Genomic DNA, 15,015 nt, shown 5'->3' on the forward strand with positions numbered 1-15,015 from the left:
TTTATGTCCTATATTAAATTCCAGTGAGGATACTCACTGTCGGAAATGAATATGCAGCAGTGCGGTCAGGACTACCCTTTGGTTACCTGAACGAAGTCAAGTTCCACTGGGGTCTGGCGGCCGAAAATGGAGACTGACACCCGAAGCTTGCCTTTATCGTAGTTGACATCTTCTACAACGCCGTTGAAACCGCTGAAAGGTCCATCAATAACCCTGACTTCATCGCCACGGTCAAAGTTGAACTTGGGTCTCGGCTGTTCCTGACGGTCTTCCATCAGGCTCAGGATTTTGGCTGCTTCGCTGTCGCGCATTGGAGTCGGGCGGTTTTTGCCACCAATGAATCCGGTAACACGAGGAATAGATTGGATGAGATGCCATGATTCATCCTCCATGATCATTTTGATCATGACATAACCCGGGTAAAATTTCCGGGTAGATGTTCTTTTTTCCCCTTTAACCAGCTCGACAACTTTCTCCGTGGGAACGACGACTTCTTCGATCAGTCCTTTGTCCTGACCGGTTCTCATCATCTCACGGACAGTCTGCTCAACCCGCTGTTCAAAACCTGAATAGGTATGAACAATGTACCAGCGGGCCTTCTTTCCCTGAGGTTTTTCAGCGTCTTCGCTCATGGAACTCTTTCCTTTTTACGGGTTATTTAAGACAGGATTGTCTCAACAAGTTTGCTGAGACCCATGTCAACAACACCCAGAAAAAGCGACATGACTACGACAAGGACCAAGACGGCGGTACAGGTCTGTATAGTCTCTTTCTGAGTAGGCCATACGACCTTCTTGATTTCGACCTTAGACTGCTCCAGAAATTCGGTGAACTGTTTAATCTTTCCACCGGCACCCTGAGCTTCAGCCTTAGCCTGAACTCCCGCACTTTTATTTTTTTTCTTGGCCATATTGATTTCCCATAAATGAAGTGGCAGGCCAGGAGGGATTCGAACCCCCAGCATTCGGTTTTGGAGACCGACGTTCTAGCCGTTGGAACTACTGGCCTGCTTATTTATAGAATCTACTTGGTTTCTCTGTGAAGAGTATGCTTCTTATCAAAAGGGCAATACTTCTTCAGTTCGACACGACCAGTAGTGTTCTTCTTATTCTTCATCGTCGAATAGTTACGACGCTTACACTCGGTGCACTGCATCAGAACTTTGACACGCATGTCTTACTCCAGAATTTCAGTTACAACACCTGCGCCAACGGTACGGCCACCTTCGCGAATAGCGAAGCGCAGACCCGGATCCATAGCAACTGGGTTGATCATTTCAACGTTGAAAGTAGCGTTATCGCCAGGCATAACCATTTCAACGCCTTCATCGAGAGTTACAACACCGGTGATGTCAGTTGTACGGAAGTAGAACTGAGGACGGTAGCCGGAGAAGAAAGGAGTGTGACGTCCACCTTCGTCTTTAGAGAGAACGTATACTTCTGCTTTGAACTTGGTGTGAGGGTTGATGGAACCGGGAGCAGCAAGAACCTGTCCACGTTCAACTTCTTCACGCTTAATACCGCGGAGAAGAACACCAACGTTATCGCCAGCCTGACCCTGATCGAGCAGCTTGCGGAACATTTCAACACCAGTACAAGTAGTCTTGGCGGTTTCTTTAATACCAACGATTTCAACTTCTTCACCAACTTTTACCACACCGCGTTCTACGCGACCGGTAACAACGGTACCACGACCGGAGATGGAGAAAACGTCTTCGATAGGCATGAGGAAAGGTTTGTCGATGTCGCGCTCGGGCTCTTCAATGTAGGAGTCACAAGCTGCGAGAAGGTCGAGGATGGGCTTTGCAGCGTCATCACCAGCACTATCGCACTCGAGAGCTTTAAGAGCGGAACCGAGGATAACCGGAAGGTCATCACCGGGGAAATCGTAAGAAGAGAGAAGTTCGCGAACTTCCATTTCTACGAGTTCGAGCAGTTCTTCGTCATCAACCATGTCGCATTTGTTCAGGAATACAACGATTCCGGGAACACCAACCTGACGAGCGAGCAGGATGTGCTCACGAGTCTGAGGCATGGGACCGTCGGTAGCCGCAACAACGAGGATTGCGCCGTCCATCTGAGCTGCACCAGTAATCATATTCTTGATGTAGTCAGCGTGACCGGGGCAGTCTACGTGAGCGTAGTGACGGTTTTCAGTTTCGTATTCAACGTGCGCAGTAGCAATGGTGATACCGCGTTCTTTTTCTTCGGGTGCCTTGTCAATTTCATCAAAGGCAACGTACTCGCCGTTACCAGCAAGACCTGCGATCTTGGTGATAGCAGCAGTCAGAGTAGTTTTACCGTGGTCAATGTGACCGATGGTACCGATATTAACATGAGGCTTACCGCGTTCAAATTTAGCCTTACCCATGATAAATCCCCCTATAAAATAGAGTTTTTAATGATTTAAAGCGTCAAAGGTCATACAACACAATGTATGGAGCCCACGTCCGGACTTGAACCGGAGACCTCTTCCTTACCAAGGAAGTGCTCTACCGACTGAGCTACGTGGGCATCCTTATTAAATGCGCATAATGGATAGGGTAAAAATGGAGCGGGAAACGAGATTCGAACTCGCAACCCTCAGCTTGGAAGGCTGATGCTCTAGCCGTTGAGCTATTCCCGCACCCTAATCCGTAGTTAAACAGCAGGCCTACCTGCCTCCTACAGCGCGATTTTCTAAAGTGGTGGTGGGGGGAGGATTCGAACCTCCGAAGGCGTTGCCGACAGATTTACAGTCTGTTCCCTTTGGCCACTCGGGAACCCCACCACTATATTTTGTTGTTTCACATGGAGCTGGCGATGGGACTTGAACCCGCAACCTGCTGATTACAAATCAGCTGCTCTACCAATTGAGCTACGCCAGCCCTTGTGAGCGAATCTTTCTACAAGCTCTGTTTTCAAATTGCAAGAACTTTTTGACTTTTTTTCAAATTATTCTCAGCTCGAAAACTTCGTCCGCCTGTGATTCGCCGAAGCAACGAAGCGGGGTTTAAATGGAAATCGCCTTTCAAGTCAATACCTTTTTTCATTTTTTTTAAATTTTTTCGAAAATAACCAACGCAATATATGCTATAAACGCAGGCAGGTTTTGACTTTGCGGACGTTTGGACGTAATTCACTGCCCTCGGCACTTATTGCCGTACAAACAAAGAACTTAAGATTCTCAGGTATTAAGAATATGAAATCACTTCCAATCAGTCCAGATAAACCATGGCTGGCGCCCCTGGCCGGATACTCAGACCTGCCATTTCGCATGCTCTGCCGTAAACGGGGATGCGCCGTGGCCTGTACAGAGATGGTCAGCGTCAAAGGTATAAAGTATGACGGCAAAGGAACTAAAGTCCTTCTGGCAACCTGTCCCGAAGATCATCCGCTGGTGGTCCAGCTCTTCGGCGGGGAGCCGCAGGACTATTCGGATACTATGCCCCAACTGCTTGACCAGGGCTACTCTTTTTTTGATTTAAACTCAGGCTGCCCGGTAAAGAAAGTCCTCAAAACCGGCGGAGGATCTGCCCTGCACCTTGACCCGGACAGATTAGTCGAAACAGCATCGACAATGGTCTGTATTGCCGGGGAAGGACGAGTCGGAGTCAAAATAAGACTCGGATTCATGAATGGCGAGGACAACTACCTCGAAATCGCCAAACGCCTTGAAGACGTTGGCGTTGCCTGGATCACCATGCATCCTCGATATGCCAAGCAGATGTTTTCAGGAGAAGCGGACTGGTCCAAACTGGCCACGTTGAAACAGAACGTCTCCGTCCCTGTAATAGGCAGTGGTGATCTTTTCACCGCTGAAGACGGCATGGAATGCATCAGGCAAACCGGAATTGACGGGATCATGTTTGCTCGCGGCGCGCTTTTCGACCCGGCTATTTTCGCCCGTTACCTGAAACTACTTGATGACCCGCAGTGTGCGACACTACCGCCCTTCGACCTCGGCAAAACTATGGAAGAGCATATCAATATTACCCGCGAGTTCGATGGCAGCACCCGTTCTTTTCGTAAGATCAGATCAATCCTGCCCCGCTATGCTAAGGGGATGGACGGAATCCGGGCTATTCGAACCAAGCTTACCTCTTGCGAAGACTGGGATGAACTAATAGAAGCTGCACGCGAAGTGTCCACACTTACCATGGACCGCTGTTAAGCATTTATTTTTTTTAAGCGATTGTTGACGATAATACTCTTTAAACTTAATATAGTATTGTGATTGAATAAAAGAATCTGACTTTAATCGGAGAAGCACATGGCCCAGACCGACATTTTACTTGAAGCTGGCACGAATGAACTTGAAATCGTTGAGTTCTGGCTTGAAGAAGAACCCCGCGAAGAAGGCGAAGGCAACTATCGCGGTTTTTACGGCGTAAACGTTGCCAAAGTTTTGGAAATTATCAGAATTCCTGAAAAAATTACCAAACTTCCCAAGGTTGCGCATCCGGCCATTATGGGCACATTTAACCTGCGCAACAAGGTTATTCCCCTTGTAGATCTGAGCCATTGGCTCAAAAAACCGCGTGTTGAAACAGAGCCTCCTAAAGTCATTGTGACCGAGTTCAACAATGTTTCCTCCGCTTTTCTTGTCTCCGGGGTAACCCGAATTCACAGAATCAGCTGGGAAAAGGTTGAAGCTCCTTCCAACTATGTATCCACCCTCTCCGAGGACTCCATTACCGGTGTTGTTAAATTCGATGACCGGATATCGCTGATTCTTGACCTTGAAAAAATCGTAGCTGAGCTCAATCCCGATCTCGGACTAAAACTTGACGATTCTATTGATTGGGCCAACCACGCAGGCTATAAGGCCATCATTGCTGACGACTCTACCCTGATCAGGGAAATGCTCTTTGAAATGATGGTCCGGGCCAAATTCTCTGTGGAAATGGCTAATACAGGGCGTGACTGTTGGGACAAACTTGTCGCAATGAAAAATAGATCTATTGAAGAAGGGAAGCCAATAACCGACTACGTCAATGTCGTCATTTCCGACATCGAAATGCCTGTTATGGACGGACACAACCTCACCGTGCGCATCAAGTCAGACGAGGTTCTCAAACAGCTGCCTGTAATCCTGTTTTCCTCCATCATTACCGATAAGTTGCGCCACAAGGGTGTATCTGTAGGTGCGGACGACCAGATTTCAAAGCCGGAAGTAACCCAACTGGCACAGCGCGCCATTGCCTTAATTGAAAAATAATCCAGGCGGAAATCAATATGGTTTCCCCTTCTGATTCCAAAACAAAAAAACGTACTGGAGCCTCGTTTAATCCGAGGGTCCAGTACGTTTTACTTATGTCTTTCTCAGTAGCTATCGGCATGGCTGCAGCAGGAGGGGCTTTCCTTTTCCGTTGGCTGATTGAAAATTTCCAACACTTGTTCTGGGCCAGCGGGCACTCCTTTCTGGATATGGCTGCCAACTCTCCATGGTGGTTGGTACTTTTCCTGCCCTGCGCAGGAGGACTTGTCGCCGGCATAATCATAACTAATTGGGCGCCGGAAGCCCAAGGTCCCGGAGTTCCGGAAGTAATCAAAGCACTGACTGTACGGGGCGGAATTATCCGCCATCGCATAACCTTTCTTAAGGCTCTGGTCACCAGCCTGCTCATCGGTTGCGGGGCGTCAGTGGGACGGGAAGGCCCGGTTGTCCAGATCGGGGCATCTCTAGGCTCCTCCGCAGCAAGAATATTCCGCCTTGATCCGGGCATGCTTCCTGTCTGTGTGGCCTCGGGCGCAGCGGCTGGAATCTCGGCAACCTTCAATGCCCCGCTCACCGGAACCCTCTTTGCCATCGAAATACTGCTGCTGGACACCGAAATGTCCTATGTAAGCCACATAATAGTGGCCTCGGTTACTGCTTCCGCCCTCTCTAAATTTTTCTGGGGAGACTTCCCTACTTTCGATGCTCCCAAATTTGTTTTCAATAATTTCGAAGAATTGATAATCTTCTTTCTGTTGGGAGTCCTTGCCGGACTGGTATCAATCACTTTTACAAAAATGATCCAGATCAGCGAATTCACTTTTGACCATATTCCGATTCCGGCATGGATTAAACCCGGACTAGGCGGACTCATCCTCGGTGCAATGGCTCTCAAAATACCAGCTGTGCTGGGCGTAGGCTACGAAGCCGTGAACATGGGTTTGACCGGAGTGCTGCCTCTTGATCTTGCCCTGATTCTTCTCGGTGCAAAACTGGTTGCCACATCCCTTTGTATCGGCTCCGGCATGAGCGGTGGAATTTTCGCCCCTTCACTTGTATTGGGTGCTGCGCTAGGGGTCTCGGTAAGCTCCACCATCAATATGGTTTTCCCGGAACTGGCCCTGACCCACGGCCAATACGCTCTTGTGGGCATGGGCACCGTGGTGGCCGGAACCACCCTTGCTCCCATAACCGCAGTACTCACTGTTTTTGAACTAACTTATTCCTACAAGATAATTCTGCCCATGATGGTTGGGTGCATCACCAGTGCGTTGGTAGTCCGCATCCTCAAAGGATATTCCGTATATGAAGCCAAACTGCTGCGTCAGGGAGTAAATATTCTTCGTGGTCACGATGAATCCGTGATGGTCAATGTTGCACTGCAGGAAATTATGAATAAAGAATTTGACCATCTGCATACAACCGACAGCCTCGACAAAGCAGCAGATATGGTGCTTAACTCCGAATTTCCACATTTTCCGGTGCTGGATGAAGATGAAAAACTTGCTGGAATCCTGACCCTGCGCGACATGCGGGCTTTTCTTCAAAATAATCAGGATTTAAAAGGCGGTGCTGAAATTGTGAATACCCTGATGGTCCGCACTGTTGTTTCTCTTCCAGCGGATTCGAATCTCAAGGAAGCCATTATAAAATTTGAAAGGACCGGGGTTTCATTTATACCACTCGTCAATCCTGATAATACTGTGGAAGGGATAATTAAATCCAAAGACGCTATGAGAATTTTCCGCGATAAAAGATATAAAAATAAAATTCTGTCGTCCTCGCTCTAATCCTTTTCCTTGTCTTCCGACAAAGAGACATATTCCAAAACCAGAATCCGCCCTCTACGACTTCCTTCTTTGTAATAAAACCCGGCAATAAAATTATATCCATGGTGGCAAAGCGGATCTGGTCCACATGATCCGGCGATTTTCTCAAAACCTGAACTAAGATAAGTAAAAAAATCACTTCCGCTATGATCACTCCCAACAGCCGAAGGTACCATACGCAAACCAAAAATGTCGGCCGCCCGACCGGCCAGACGTTTGCTAAGCTGTTTTCCAGAACTATCCAGAACGTAAATGGATACAATATTTGCATTCTTTTTTAACAAATCTTCAAAAATACGACTCATTTCACCGTCTTCTTCCTGCTGCAAACGATTCATGGTACTTTTCAACAACATATGAAAATTTCTAAAAATTTCACGGGCATACTCACCCTTTTTTTGGCTATCCGACCTTACAGACGGACTAATCCGGCTGACCTTATCGCTGAATGAATCTTCATTCCCCTCATCATCAGCACTGTCGGAATAGAAAAAGCCCTGTTGCAGATAAAAACCGCTTTGCATAAGGGCAGCAGCCTCAGCTTCGGACTCTACGCCCTTAGCCACGGGCATCACGCCGCAGTGGGAGAACATTTCCCAAGCTGAAGCAACTTTCCTTTTGATCCTACCCGACTTTTCAATTCCTTCATAAAAACGGCGGTCAAACTTAACGAAATCCGGCTTGATTATATGCAACCGGTCCATGCAATCCACCGAAGGAATAACATTATCAACCGACAGCCTGTACCCTTTCTCCTGCACAGAACGAATCATTCCCAATGGAGGTGATTCCTTGAGCTGCGCGTCATCCATTTCAAAAGCAAGCATACGCGGTGAATACTTAAATGGCTCTGCCTGGATATGGGGACTGCGGTCTTTCCCCTCTTCATGGCTGTATACATTGCAGTTGATATTCATAAAAAGCAGTATATCCCGATATTTTTCGTACAACGGCTTGTACGCTTCAAATCCTTTGTTCAAACACACCTGCTCAATTTTCAACTGTGCCTGAATGGGTAGGGAGGAGTTAAATAGACAAGCGGGCGATGCCACTGTTTCACCATTTTCATCAACACCACGAGCAAAGGCCTCAAAACCGATAACACTTCGTGATAAAAGAGAAACTACAGGCTGAAAATATATAACCAGAGTATCTTCGCTCACCACCTTGCTGATGGCTGTAATGCAACTTTTAATATTGTTTTCCACGCTATACTCCTCACAATTTAGCTAGAGTGTAGCATGGTTACAAAACAGTTCACACTTTTTTTGCAGCAAAAAAAAGGCTTCCCCAACGGAGAAGCCTTTGAATTTTCGAGTTAACTTTAGTCTTAACAAATACGGGGCAATTGCTCACCTTCCAGCATATTGAGCAGCCTTTTGCCACCAAGGGGGGTAACAAGAATAACCTTACCGGGATTGGCTTCAGTAATGGTTCCGACCTGACATGCATCCTTGCCTAATTCATCAGCACGCATGATCTCAAGTGCCTGCTCCGCATATTCCTGCGGCAGGATGCACAAAAACTTACCCTCATTGGCAAGATAGAGCGGATCGAGTCCGAGGAAAGAACACCCACCGGCAACTTCGGGAAGTACCGGAATTGCTGATTCTTCCAATTCGCAGCAGACATTTGAAGAAACGGTAATCTCGTTCAAAGTCGTTGCCAGTCCGCCTCTTGTGGGGTCACGCAGCACGTGGACATCAGGGATTTCCTGTACCAGTTTGACCAACAGATGGTTCAGGGCAGCACTGTCGCTCTGAACATTGGATTCAAGGGAAAGCCCTTCGCGAGTTCCAAGAATGGTCAAACCGTGATCTCCCATGGTTCCGCTGACCAATACAGCATCACCTACCGCAGCACGGTCGCCGCTAGGCGCAGGGTCGGCAATGATCTCGCCTACTCCGGTAGTGTTGATAAAAATCTTATCAACCATGCCCTTGGGTACGACCTTTGTATCACCGGTAACAATATTTACCCCGGCGTGCCTGCAAGCCTCGCCCATTGATTTAACGATCTTCTCCAGATCGTCCATGGGCAAACCTTCTTCAATAATATACGCACAGGTCAGGTAGCGAGGAATTGCACCGAGCATAGCCACATCGTTCACAGTACCGTGAACAGCAAGTGAACCGATATCACCGCCGGGGAAAAAGATAGGATCAACAGTGAAACTGTCCGTGCTCATGGATATCTGCCCTTTCAGGTTCAAGGTGGCAGCATCATTGAGCCTATCAAGTTCATCGTTTGCAAAATGCTTGAGGAAAAGTTCGGAAATAAGCCTCTGGGAAGCCTTTCCACCAGAGCCGTAATCGAGCAAAACTTTATCTGAGGACATATTAATCTACTTTGTATTTGAAGTAAGCGGCACAGCTACCTTCAGTTGAAACCATACAGGGGCCTACCGGCTTAGCGGGAGTACAAGCTTTCCCGAACAGGGGACACTGCTCAGGTGACATTTTGCCCTTAAGAACTTCACCGCATTTACAGCCCGGGAGTGATGGACATTCGCCGATGTTGAGATCAAAAGCTTTCTTGGCGTCATACTTTTCAAACTCATCCCGGAACTCAAGACCACTTCCAGGGATCATCCCGATACCACGCCAGAGGGCATCTGACTCCTCAAAGACCTGGTACATTACTTCCACAGCCTTGGGGTTACCGTCCTCGGAAACACCGCGCACATACTGATTCTGAATAACCGGATGCTCATCTTTGGAAGAACGGACCATCATCAGCAGGGCCTGTAAAATATCCACAGGATCGAATCCCGTCACCACTGATGGTTTACCGTATTTTTCACCTATAAAATCATACGGATGAACTCCGATCACAGTCGACACATGACCGGGTAGGATAAACCCGTCAATGCGTGTATCAGGATCGGAAATAAGAACATCAAGTGCGGGCGGAACCAGTTTGTGAAAGGAAAGCACCTTGAAATTTTCAAGTCCCTGCTGCTGGGCCATGAGTACTGTGGCCGCAATAGTCGGGGCCGTAGTTTCAAACCCCACTCCCAGAAAAACAACCGTGCTGTCCGGGTTATTGCGCGCAAGATCCAAAGCATCAAAAGGAGAATAAATAATCTCCACCCGTGCGCCGTCCGCCTGCGCGTTCTTCAGACAGTGGCCCTTGTCACCGGGCACCTTGATCAGGTCGCCAAAGGTCGCCACGATGACCTCATCCTTACCTGCAAGGTCCAAAAAAGCGTTTACCTCGGATTCATGGGTTACACATACCGGACAGCCGGGACCGCTGAGGTGGATGACCTCTTTCGGCAGGACCGAATGAAGCCCGCTGCGAAATATGGAAACAGTATGAGTTCCACAGACCTCCATAAACCGTATTTCCCCATCCAGCTCATCCCGCAAACAAGCCAGAAGTTCTTTACACAGTCCAGGGTCATTAAATTTATCCAAAATCTCAAGCGACAAGGAGCACCCCCAAAGTTAACATTTCCATAAACAGACTATACTACCAACGCACAGATATAACTTTGTTATTCGTAAAGCTTTCGTTTTCATTATACCCATTCACGTTTAGTAACAAGTCCGTTACTGCGGATATTTTGGACCATAAAAAAAGGCTCCGCCAAAATGGTGGAACCTTATCATAATAACATGTACAGCACCTGTTTTTACTTCAGGCAGCGATTGATGACTTCATTAAATTCTTCTTTATCAATTGGTTTGGGCAGAAAATATGTCGCCCCAAGAGCTAGAAGGTTAGAAATGTCCGAAACACCAACCACAGCGGACATAATTACGATAGGCATATCCATGAACTGGGAATCCCCTCTCAGGGTCTGCACCAATTGGCGTCCGTCCATTTCGGGCATCATTATGTCAGTCACCAGCACATCAAAATCATTCTCTGCTTTCAAAGCTTCATAGGCATGTTTGCCATGAGGGCTGACAAAAGAGATATGACCCAGGTCATTAACAAACCTCGCGGCAAGTTTTTGAGAAATTTTATCATCTTCAGCAATCAATATTTTATACATGAACCCCTCTTCATTTTTATCGATTCTGTAATGCCTAAGCCAAACCCACAGCTTTTGTAAAGGATAATCAAAGACTAAAACTGCAATACCCTGCCTAACATTTAAAATCTATGGACCTGACCTTTCGAATATTGTAACGTACTAGAATAAGAACTTAAACATCTTAATCATAATTTTTTCAGGAGCCACCGTCATGGCAAAAACAGAAATCCTGCTCGAAACCGGCACCAATGAGCTTGAAATTCTTGAATTTTACATCGATCTTCCTAAATCTGAAGACGGGCCGGAGGAAAGATGTCATTTCGGGGTCAATGTTGCAAAAGTGATGCAGGTAATTGAAAGCCCGCAACTGGAACATCCAGAATCTGCCGAAAACCCATGTTTCATGGGTACTATTCCGCTGCGCAACCACATCCTGCCTGTTCTAGACCTCGCTGTCTGGCTCGGGATGGAGCGCAAAACGCAGAAGTATGACATTGTCATTGTTACTGAATTCAGTCAGACAGTCTCCGGTTTTCAGGTCAGCGGGGTAACGGAAATCCATCGTGTAGGCTGGGGGCAAGTCCTTTCGCCGGACAAATTTATGAGCAGTTTTGATGACAGCTGCATTGTAGGGATAGTTGAACGTGAGGACCGCTTCATCCAATTACTCGACCTTGAATCCATACTCGCCGATCTTGACCCCACTTTGGGAGGGGACTTTGATGCTCCCTCGGCAGTAGCTACCGAAGCATATAACGCTTTGGTTTGCGATGACTCTCCTACCATCCGTGCCATGCTGGAAAAAAGTCTTAGAAAAGCAAATTTCAGACATACAATTCTTCACAACGGAAAAGAGGCTCAGACAACCCTCATGAAGATTAAAGAAGCAGCCAAACAAGAAAACAGGCCTGTTAAAGATTATGTAGAAATCGTAATTTCAGACATTGAAATGCCGCTGATGGACGGATTCACCCTCGCCAAATGGATCAGGGATGACCCGGATCTCAAAGATCTGCCAATTATTCTCTATTCCTCTATCATCACTAAAGAACTCCGCCACAAAGGAGAATCAGTCGGTGCTGATGACCAGATTTCAAAACCTGACCTGCATCTGCTGCCGGAAAAAGCCATCAGATTGATTGAAAGCCGCAAAAATCATTAGCTCAACGAGATTTAACTAGTATAGAAATAACGGCCTGCACACTTTCGGCGGGCCGTTTTTACTTGCACGAATTTTAATGTGGCAATATCTTCCTTTTTCAGGATAGAATTTAATTTTAAAATATCCCCTTAACAGAGGAGAATTATATGGAAGATGTAAGAGTATACGGAGACGTGCACGGCTTGTCTGAAGAAGATTTTGAAGACATTAAGCTCGAATTGCCATTTGAAAAAATCGTCTACAAGGACAAAGTCCTCAATGTTGATTACGAAGGACATTATATCGAAATTGACGATTTTCTAGATGAAATGGTTAAGCGATTGCCGCCTGAAGGATGGGCCAAAGTTGATTTCATCGATCATGTGGACTGGAAGCTGACCCGCTACGAAATAGAAAACAACAAGATGACTTCACGTGATGTCAACGTAGACGCGGTCCTCGAACCGACAAAAAATGAAGCCGGGCAGAGATAAGAAGCCTTCGGCGACCCTGCCGGGGGCCTTAAACCCTTTTGCAAAAGGGTTTAAGAATCCAAAAACCTTTTATTGGGGCTTCGCCACTAAATTTTATGACAATTCGCCAATAGAAAAGCCCGTCTGTTTTTAACAGACGGGCTTTAAAATTTTGATATAATCAAATCTAATAATTAATGATTCGAACAGCAGTTGCTTTTGGTGCCATTTCTTCGTCTATGAGTTCGAAGACAACTTTCTCACCGACGTTCAGGGTTTTAAAACCATCCCGGAGAACTTCGGAAAAATGGACATAAATATCCCTTCCGGCCTCATCCTTGATAAAACCGAATCCCTTGATATCGTTGAACCAGCTGACAACCCCTTTTGAACTCATAAAAAAAACCTCATCAGTCTGACCAAGACTGAGATTTCAACAAAGATTATTTCATACGGAAAGTTATGCGCCCGCGAGTAAGGTCATAAGGCGAAAGCTCCACCTTAACCCGATCCCCCGGCAGAATCCGAATGTAATACTTGCGCATTTTTCCGGAAATATGTCCCAGAATTACATGCCCGTTTTCAAGCTCAACTTTAAACATCGCATTGGGCAATGCTTCCTGAACAATACCCTCTACTTCAATACCTTCTTCTTTAGCCATGGCACCCTCCGTCGCCAACAACTGCTATGAAAATAAAATGTCGTACTGCTGTTACACAGACTTTTTTACTGATTTCCCGGTATTAATGCAATAAGTAAAGAAAAAAACGGGGCAGCCCAATCTTAAATTTTATGACCGAGCCTGTCGATGGAATTTAGTATTTCTTCCACCAGAGTATTCAGTGAGCGGCGATTAACAGCACTGGAAGGGATACCATGGGGATAGGTGTTGCGCATAAGTTCGCGCTGCTCATCATCAAGTCTATCCCACTTATTGAGCACGAGAATGGTCGCCACATCATCAAGATTCATATCGGCAACAATATTATTCACCGCCTCAATCTGTTCCCCCACTTCAGGATGGGAAGAATCGCAGACATGAAGCAGAACATCAGCAGCTTCCAACTCTTCAAGGGTGGCGCGGAAAGCTTCTTTCAATTCCACGGGCAGTTGACGAATGAATCCAACAGTATCAGTCAGGATGAGCTCCTGCTCCCTTGGGAAACGAATACGCCGACTGGTGGGATCAAGAGTGGCGAAGAGTTTATCTTCAGCCAGAACTCCGCTGTTGGTCAGGGTATTGAGTAAGGTAGACTTGCCCGCATTGGTATAACCGACCAGCGACACAACCGGAACACCTGCCCGGGCACGCCGTTCGCGGGTGAATCCACGCTGGCGGCTGACCTTTTTCAGTTCCTTGCCCAACTTAGTGAGCTTATCCTTGATACGACGGCGATCAATCTCCAGCTTGGTCTCACCGGGACCGCGACCACCGATCCCACCCATAAGCCGGGACATGGCCCGGTTCTTACCCACAAGGCGGGGCATGGTGTACTTAAGCTGTGCCATTTCCACCTGTAATTTACCGGCGCGAGTGGTGGCATGCTGAGCAAAAATATCCAGAATAAGCTGCGTGCGGTCAATAATCTTGCGTTCGGTCAGCTTAGCAAGGTTGCGCATCTGGCCGGCAGAAAGTTCCTGATCAAAAAGGATCACTTCTGCATCCGCCTGCAAGGCAAGAACTTCCAGTTCAGCCAGCTTACCTTTACCCATGATAAATTTGGGATTGAGCTTGCGGATGCGCTGCACCAGACGCCCTTCAACCTTCAGTCCTGCGGTATCGGCAAGATCTTCCAGTTCATCAAGTGAGCGTTCCTGCACGGACTTGGGGTCCTGCGAAACACTGACCACAATGGCCCGCTCGCGTTTGTCCGTGGTATCGCGGGTACGGTCCGCACGGCGAAATTCATCTTCGAGGGCTTTAATCTGGGCAGGAAGATCCATGTCCGCACGGTCCCAGCGTACCGGAGCAAGCTGTTCGTACGGTTTTTCTCCGGAACCGGGAGGAAGTAGATAGGCAAACTGAACAAAATCAGGTTCCCCGTGCGGGTCGGAAGCAAGAACAGATACACTATCCAGACGCAGAAAAACCATATCCATGAGGTCTTCCTCAGACAGGTTTTCCCCGGAAATATGGGTGTGCAGAAGGCGTAAACCGCGTAACCGCCCTTCAGACTGACGCGATCTCGGCAACTCGGGAATATAAATTGATCCCGGATCACCGACCAGAATCATTTCAGCTTTACCTTGCCTGTTAATCAGCAGGCCTAGTTGGCGTCCGATTTCATGACTGAGAAAAGAAAGCTCGCGAGCCTGCTCATTAGTGAACCCGTTGGGGGCATTGTAACGGCGGTCCGCAAGACGGTTGATACGCTTCAACTCACTTG

Annotated in this window: 16 protein-coding genes and 5 tRNA genes; 5 read left to right on the forward strand and 16 right to left on the reverse strand. The window is 47.3% G+C overall.

Going from position 1 to position 15,015, the window contains the following annotated elements:
- Positions 1 to 71 precede the first annotated feature (71 nt).
- The 9 genes from nusG to D0S45_11215 form a co-directional block, all read right to left on the reverse strand.
- On the reverse strand, positions 72 to 632 hold the full coding sequence (nusG, locus tag D0S45_11175) for a transcription termination/antitermination protein NusG (GenBank protein ID TIH15229.1): 561 nt from the start codon (positions 630 to 632) through the stop codon (positions 72 to 74).
- A gap of 26 nt (positions 633 to 658) precedes the next feature.
- Positions 659 to 910: a preprotein translocase subunit SecE gene (secE, locus tag D0S45_11180; GenBank protein TIH15230.1), complete on the reverse strand. Its 252-nt coding sequence runs from the start codon at positions 908 to 910 to the stop codon at positions 659 to 661.
- 21 nt (positions 911 to 931) lie between these two features.
- Positions 932 to 1,008, reverse strand: a tRNA-Trp gene (locus D0S45_11185).
- Between the two features lie 15 nt (positions 1,009 to 1,023).
- The gene (gene rpmG, locus D0S45_11190; protein TIH15231.1) at positions 1,024 to 1,173 is read right to left on the reverse strand and encodes a 50S ribosomal protein L33; all 150 of its coding nucleotides are present in this window, start codon (positions 1,171 to 1,173) and stop codon (positions 1,024 to 1,026) included.
- Between the two features lie 3 nt (positions 1,174 to 1,176).
- Positions 1,177 to 2,370, reverse strand: coding sequence for an elongation factor Tu (gene tuf / locus D0S45_11195; GenBank protein TIH15232.1), 1,194 nt, complete (start codon positions 2,368 to 2,370; stop codon positions 1,177 to 1,179).
- 67 nt (positions 2,371 to 2,437) lie between these two features.
- Positions 2,438 to 2,513: transfer RNA gene (locus D0S45_11200), tRNA-Thr, on the reverse strand.
- A gap of 36 nt (positions 2,514 to 2,549) precedes the next feature.
- A tRNA-Gly gene (locus D0S45_11205) sits at positions 2,550 to 2,625 on the reverse strand.
- A gap of 59 nt (positions 2,626 to 2,684) precedes the next feature.
- A tRNA-Tyr gene (locus D0S45_11210) sits at positions 2,685 to 2,769 on the reverse strand.
- Positions 2,770 to 2,790: 21 nt separating this feature from the next.
- Positions 2,791 to 2,866, reverse strand: a tRNA-Thr gene (locus tag D0S45_11215).
- Between the two features lie 314 nt (positions 2,867 to 3,180).
- Here D0S45_11215 and D0S45_11220 point away from each other — a divergent pair.
- From D0S45_11220 to D0S45_11230, 3 genes are all read left to right on the forward strand, one after another.
- On the forward strand, positions 3,181 to 4,152 hold the full coding sequence (locus tag D0S45_11220; GenBank protein ID TIH15233.1) for a tRNA-dihydrouridine synthase family protein: 972 nt from the start codon (positions 3,181 to 3,183) through the stop codon (positions 4,150 to 4,152).
- A gap of 99 nt (positions 4,153 to 4,251) precedes the next feature.
- Complete coding sequence (locus tag D0S45_11225) at positions 4,252 to 5,199, forward strand: chemotaxis signal transduction protein CheV (protein ID TIH15234.1); 948 nt, start codon at positions 4,252 to 4,254, stop codon at positions 5,197 to 5,199.
- Between the two features lie 17 nt (positions 5,200 to 5,216).
- Positions 5,217 to 6,989, forward strand: coding sequence for a CBS domain-containing protein (locus D0S45_11230; GenBank protein TIH15235.1), 1,773 nt, complete (start codon positions 5,217 to 5,219; stop codon positions 6,987 to 6,989).
- On the opposite strand, the gene D0S45_11235 is transcribed toward D0S45_11230, so the two are convergent.
- The 4 genes from D0S45_11235 to D0S45_11250 all read right to left on the reverse strand — a co-directional run bounded on the left by D0S45_11235 (position 6,986) and on the right by D0S45_11250 (position 11,031).
- Positions 6,986 to 8,236: an EAL domain-containing protein gene (locus D0S45_11235; GenBank protein ID TIH15236.1), complete on the reverse strand. Its 1,251-nt coding sequence runs from the start codon at positions 8,234 to 8,236 to the stop codon at positions 6,986 to 6,988. The genes D0S45_11230 and D0S45_11235 overlap by 4 nt on opposite strands.
- Before the next feature lie 122 nt (positions 8,237 to 8,358).
- The gene (gene hypE / locus D0S45_11240; GenBank protein TIH15237.1) at positions 8,359 to 9,366 is read right to left on the reverse strand and encodes a hydrogenase expression/formation protein HypE; all 1,008 of its coding nucleotides are present in this window, start codon (positions 9,364 to 9,366) and stop codon (positions 8,359 to 8,361) included.
- A gap of 1 nt (position 9,367) precedes the next feature.
- Positions 9,368 to 10,462 (reverse strand): hydrogenase formation protein HypD, encoded by a 1,095-nt coding sequence (hypD, locus tag D0S45_11245; protein TIH15238.1) that lies wholly within the window; start codon positions 10,460 to 10,462, stop codon positions 9,368 to 9,370.
- Positions 10,463 to 10,665: 203 nt separating this feature from the next.
- Positions 10,666 to 11,031: a response regulator gene (locus D0S45_11250; protein ID TIH15239.1), complete on the reverse strand. Its 366-nt coding sequence runs from the start codon at positions 11,029 to 11,031 to the stop codon at positions 10,666 to 10,668.
- 193 nt (positions 11,032 to 11,224) lie between these two features.
- Between D0S45_11250 and D0S45_11255 the strand changes: the two genes are divergently transcribed.
- Both D0S45_11255 and D0S45_11260 read left to right on the forward strand, forming a co-directional pair.
- Positions 11,225 to 12,175 (forward strand): chemotaxis signal transduction protein CheV, encoded by a 951-nt coding sequence (locus D0S45_11255; protein TIH15240.1) that lies wholly within the window; start codon positions 11,225 to 11,227, stop codon positions 12,173 to 12,175.
- Between the two features lie 146 nt (positions 12,176 to 12,321).
- The gene (locus D0S45_11260) at positions 12,322 to 12,648 is read left to right on the forward strand and encodes a hypothetical protein (protein ID TIH15241.1); all 327 of its coding nucleotides are present in this window, start codon (positions 12,322 to 12,324) and stop codon (positions 12,646 to 12,648) included.
- 166 nt (positions 12,649 to 12,814) lie between these two features.
- Here the strand turns inward: D0S45_11260 and D0S45_11265 are convergent, their stop codons facing one another.
- The 3 genes from D0S45_11265 to hflX form a co-directional block, all read right to left on the reverse strand.
- Positions 12,815 to 13,024 carry a cold shock domain-containing protein gene (locus D0S45_11265; GenBank protein TIH15242.1) on the reverse strand — a complete coding sequence of 70 codons (210 nt, stop codon included), beginning with the start codon at positions 13,022 to 13,024 and terminating at the stop codon, positions 12,815 to 12,817.
- 46 nt (positions 13,025 to 13,070) lie between these two features.
- On the reverse strand, positions 13,071 to 13,289 hold the full coding sequence (locus D0S45_11270) for a translation initiation factor IF-1 (protein TIH15243.1): 219 nt from the start codon (positions 13,287 to 13,289) through the stop codon (positions 13,071 to 13,073).
- Positions 13,290 to 13,411: 122 nt separating this feature from the next.
- Positions 13,412 to 15,007 carry a GTPase HflX gene (gene hflX, locus D0S45_11275; GenBank protein TIH15244.1) on the reverse strand — a complete coding sequence of 532 codons (1,596 nt, stop codon included), beginning with the start codon at positions 15,005 to 15,007 and terminating at the stop codon, positions 13,412 to 13,414.
- Positions 15,008 to 15,015: the final 8 nt, after the last annotated feature.

The organism is Marinifilum sp. JC120, from assembly GCA_004923195.1.
Lineage (GTDB): Bacteria > Desulfobacterota > Desulfovibrionia > Desulfovibrionales > Desulfovibrionaceae > Maridesulfovibrio.

What these genes read in the sequence shown, in the direction of transcription:
- hypE (TIH15237.1), bottom strand. Translation starts at nt 9,366, where the DNA reads ATGTCCTCAGATAAAGTTTTGCTCGATTACGGCTCTGGTGGAAAGGCT.
- D0S45_11255 (TIH15240.1), top strand. Translation starts at nt 11,225, where the DNA reads ATGGCAAAAACAGAAATCCTGCTCGAAACCGGCACCAATGAGCTTGAA.
- D0S45_11230 (TIH15235.1), top strand. Translation starts at nt 5,217, where the DNA reads ATGGTTTCCCCTTCTGATTCCAAAACAAAAAAACGTACTGGAGCCTCG.
- D0S45_11270 (TIH15243.1), bottom strand. Translation starts at nt 13,289, where the DNA reads ATGGCTAAAGAAGAAGGTATTGAAGTAGAGGGTATTGTTCAGGAAGCA.
- D0S45_11250 (TIH15239.1), bottom strand. Translation starts at nt 11,031, where the DNA reads ATGTATAAAATATTGATTGCTGAAGATGATAAAATTTCTCAAAAACTT.
- nusG (TIH15229.1), bottom strand. Translation starts at nt 632, where the DNA reads ATGAGCGAAGACGCTGAAAAACCTCAGGGAAAGAAGGCCCGCTGGTAC.
- tuf (TIH15232.1), bottom strand. Translation starts at nt 2,370, where the DNA reads ATGGGTAAGGCTAAATTTGAACGCGGTAAGCCTCATGTTAATATCGGT.
- D0S45_11265 (TIH15242.1), bottom strand. Translation starts at nt 13,024, where the DNA reads ATGAGTTCAAAAGGGGTTGTCAGCTGGTTCAACGATATCAAGGGATTC.
- D0S45_11260 (TIH15241.1), top strand. Translation starts at nt 12,322, where the DNA reads ATGGAAGATGTAAGAGTATACGGAGACGTGCACGGCTTGTCTGAAGAA.
- D0S45_11225 (TIH15234.1), top strand. Translation starts at nt 4,252, where the DNA reads ATGGCCCAGACCGACATTTTACTTGAAGCTGGCACGAATGAACTTGAA.
- secE (TIH15230.1), bottom strand. Translation starts at nt 910, where the DNA reads ATGGCCAAGAAAAAAAATAAAAGTGCGGGAGTTCAGGCTAAGGCTGAA.
- rpmG (TIH15231.1), bottom strand. Translation starts at nt 1,173, where the DNA reads ATGCGTGTCAAAGTTCTGATGCAGTGCACCGAGTGTAAGCGTCGTAAC.
- D0S45_11220 (TIH15233.1), top strand. Translation starts at nt 3,181, where the DNA reads ATGAAATCACTTCCAATCAGTCCAGATAAACCATGGCTGGCGCCCCTG.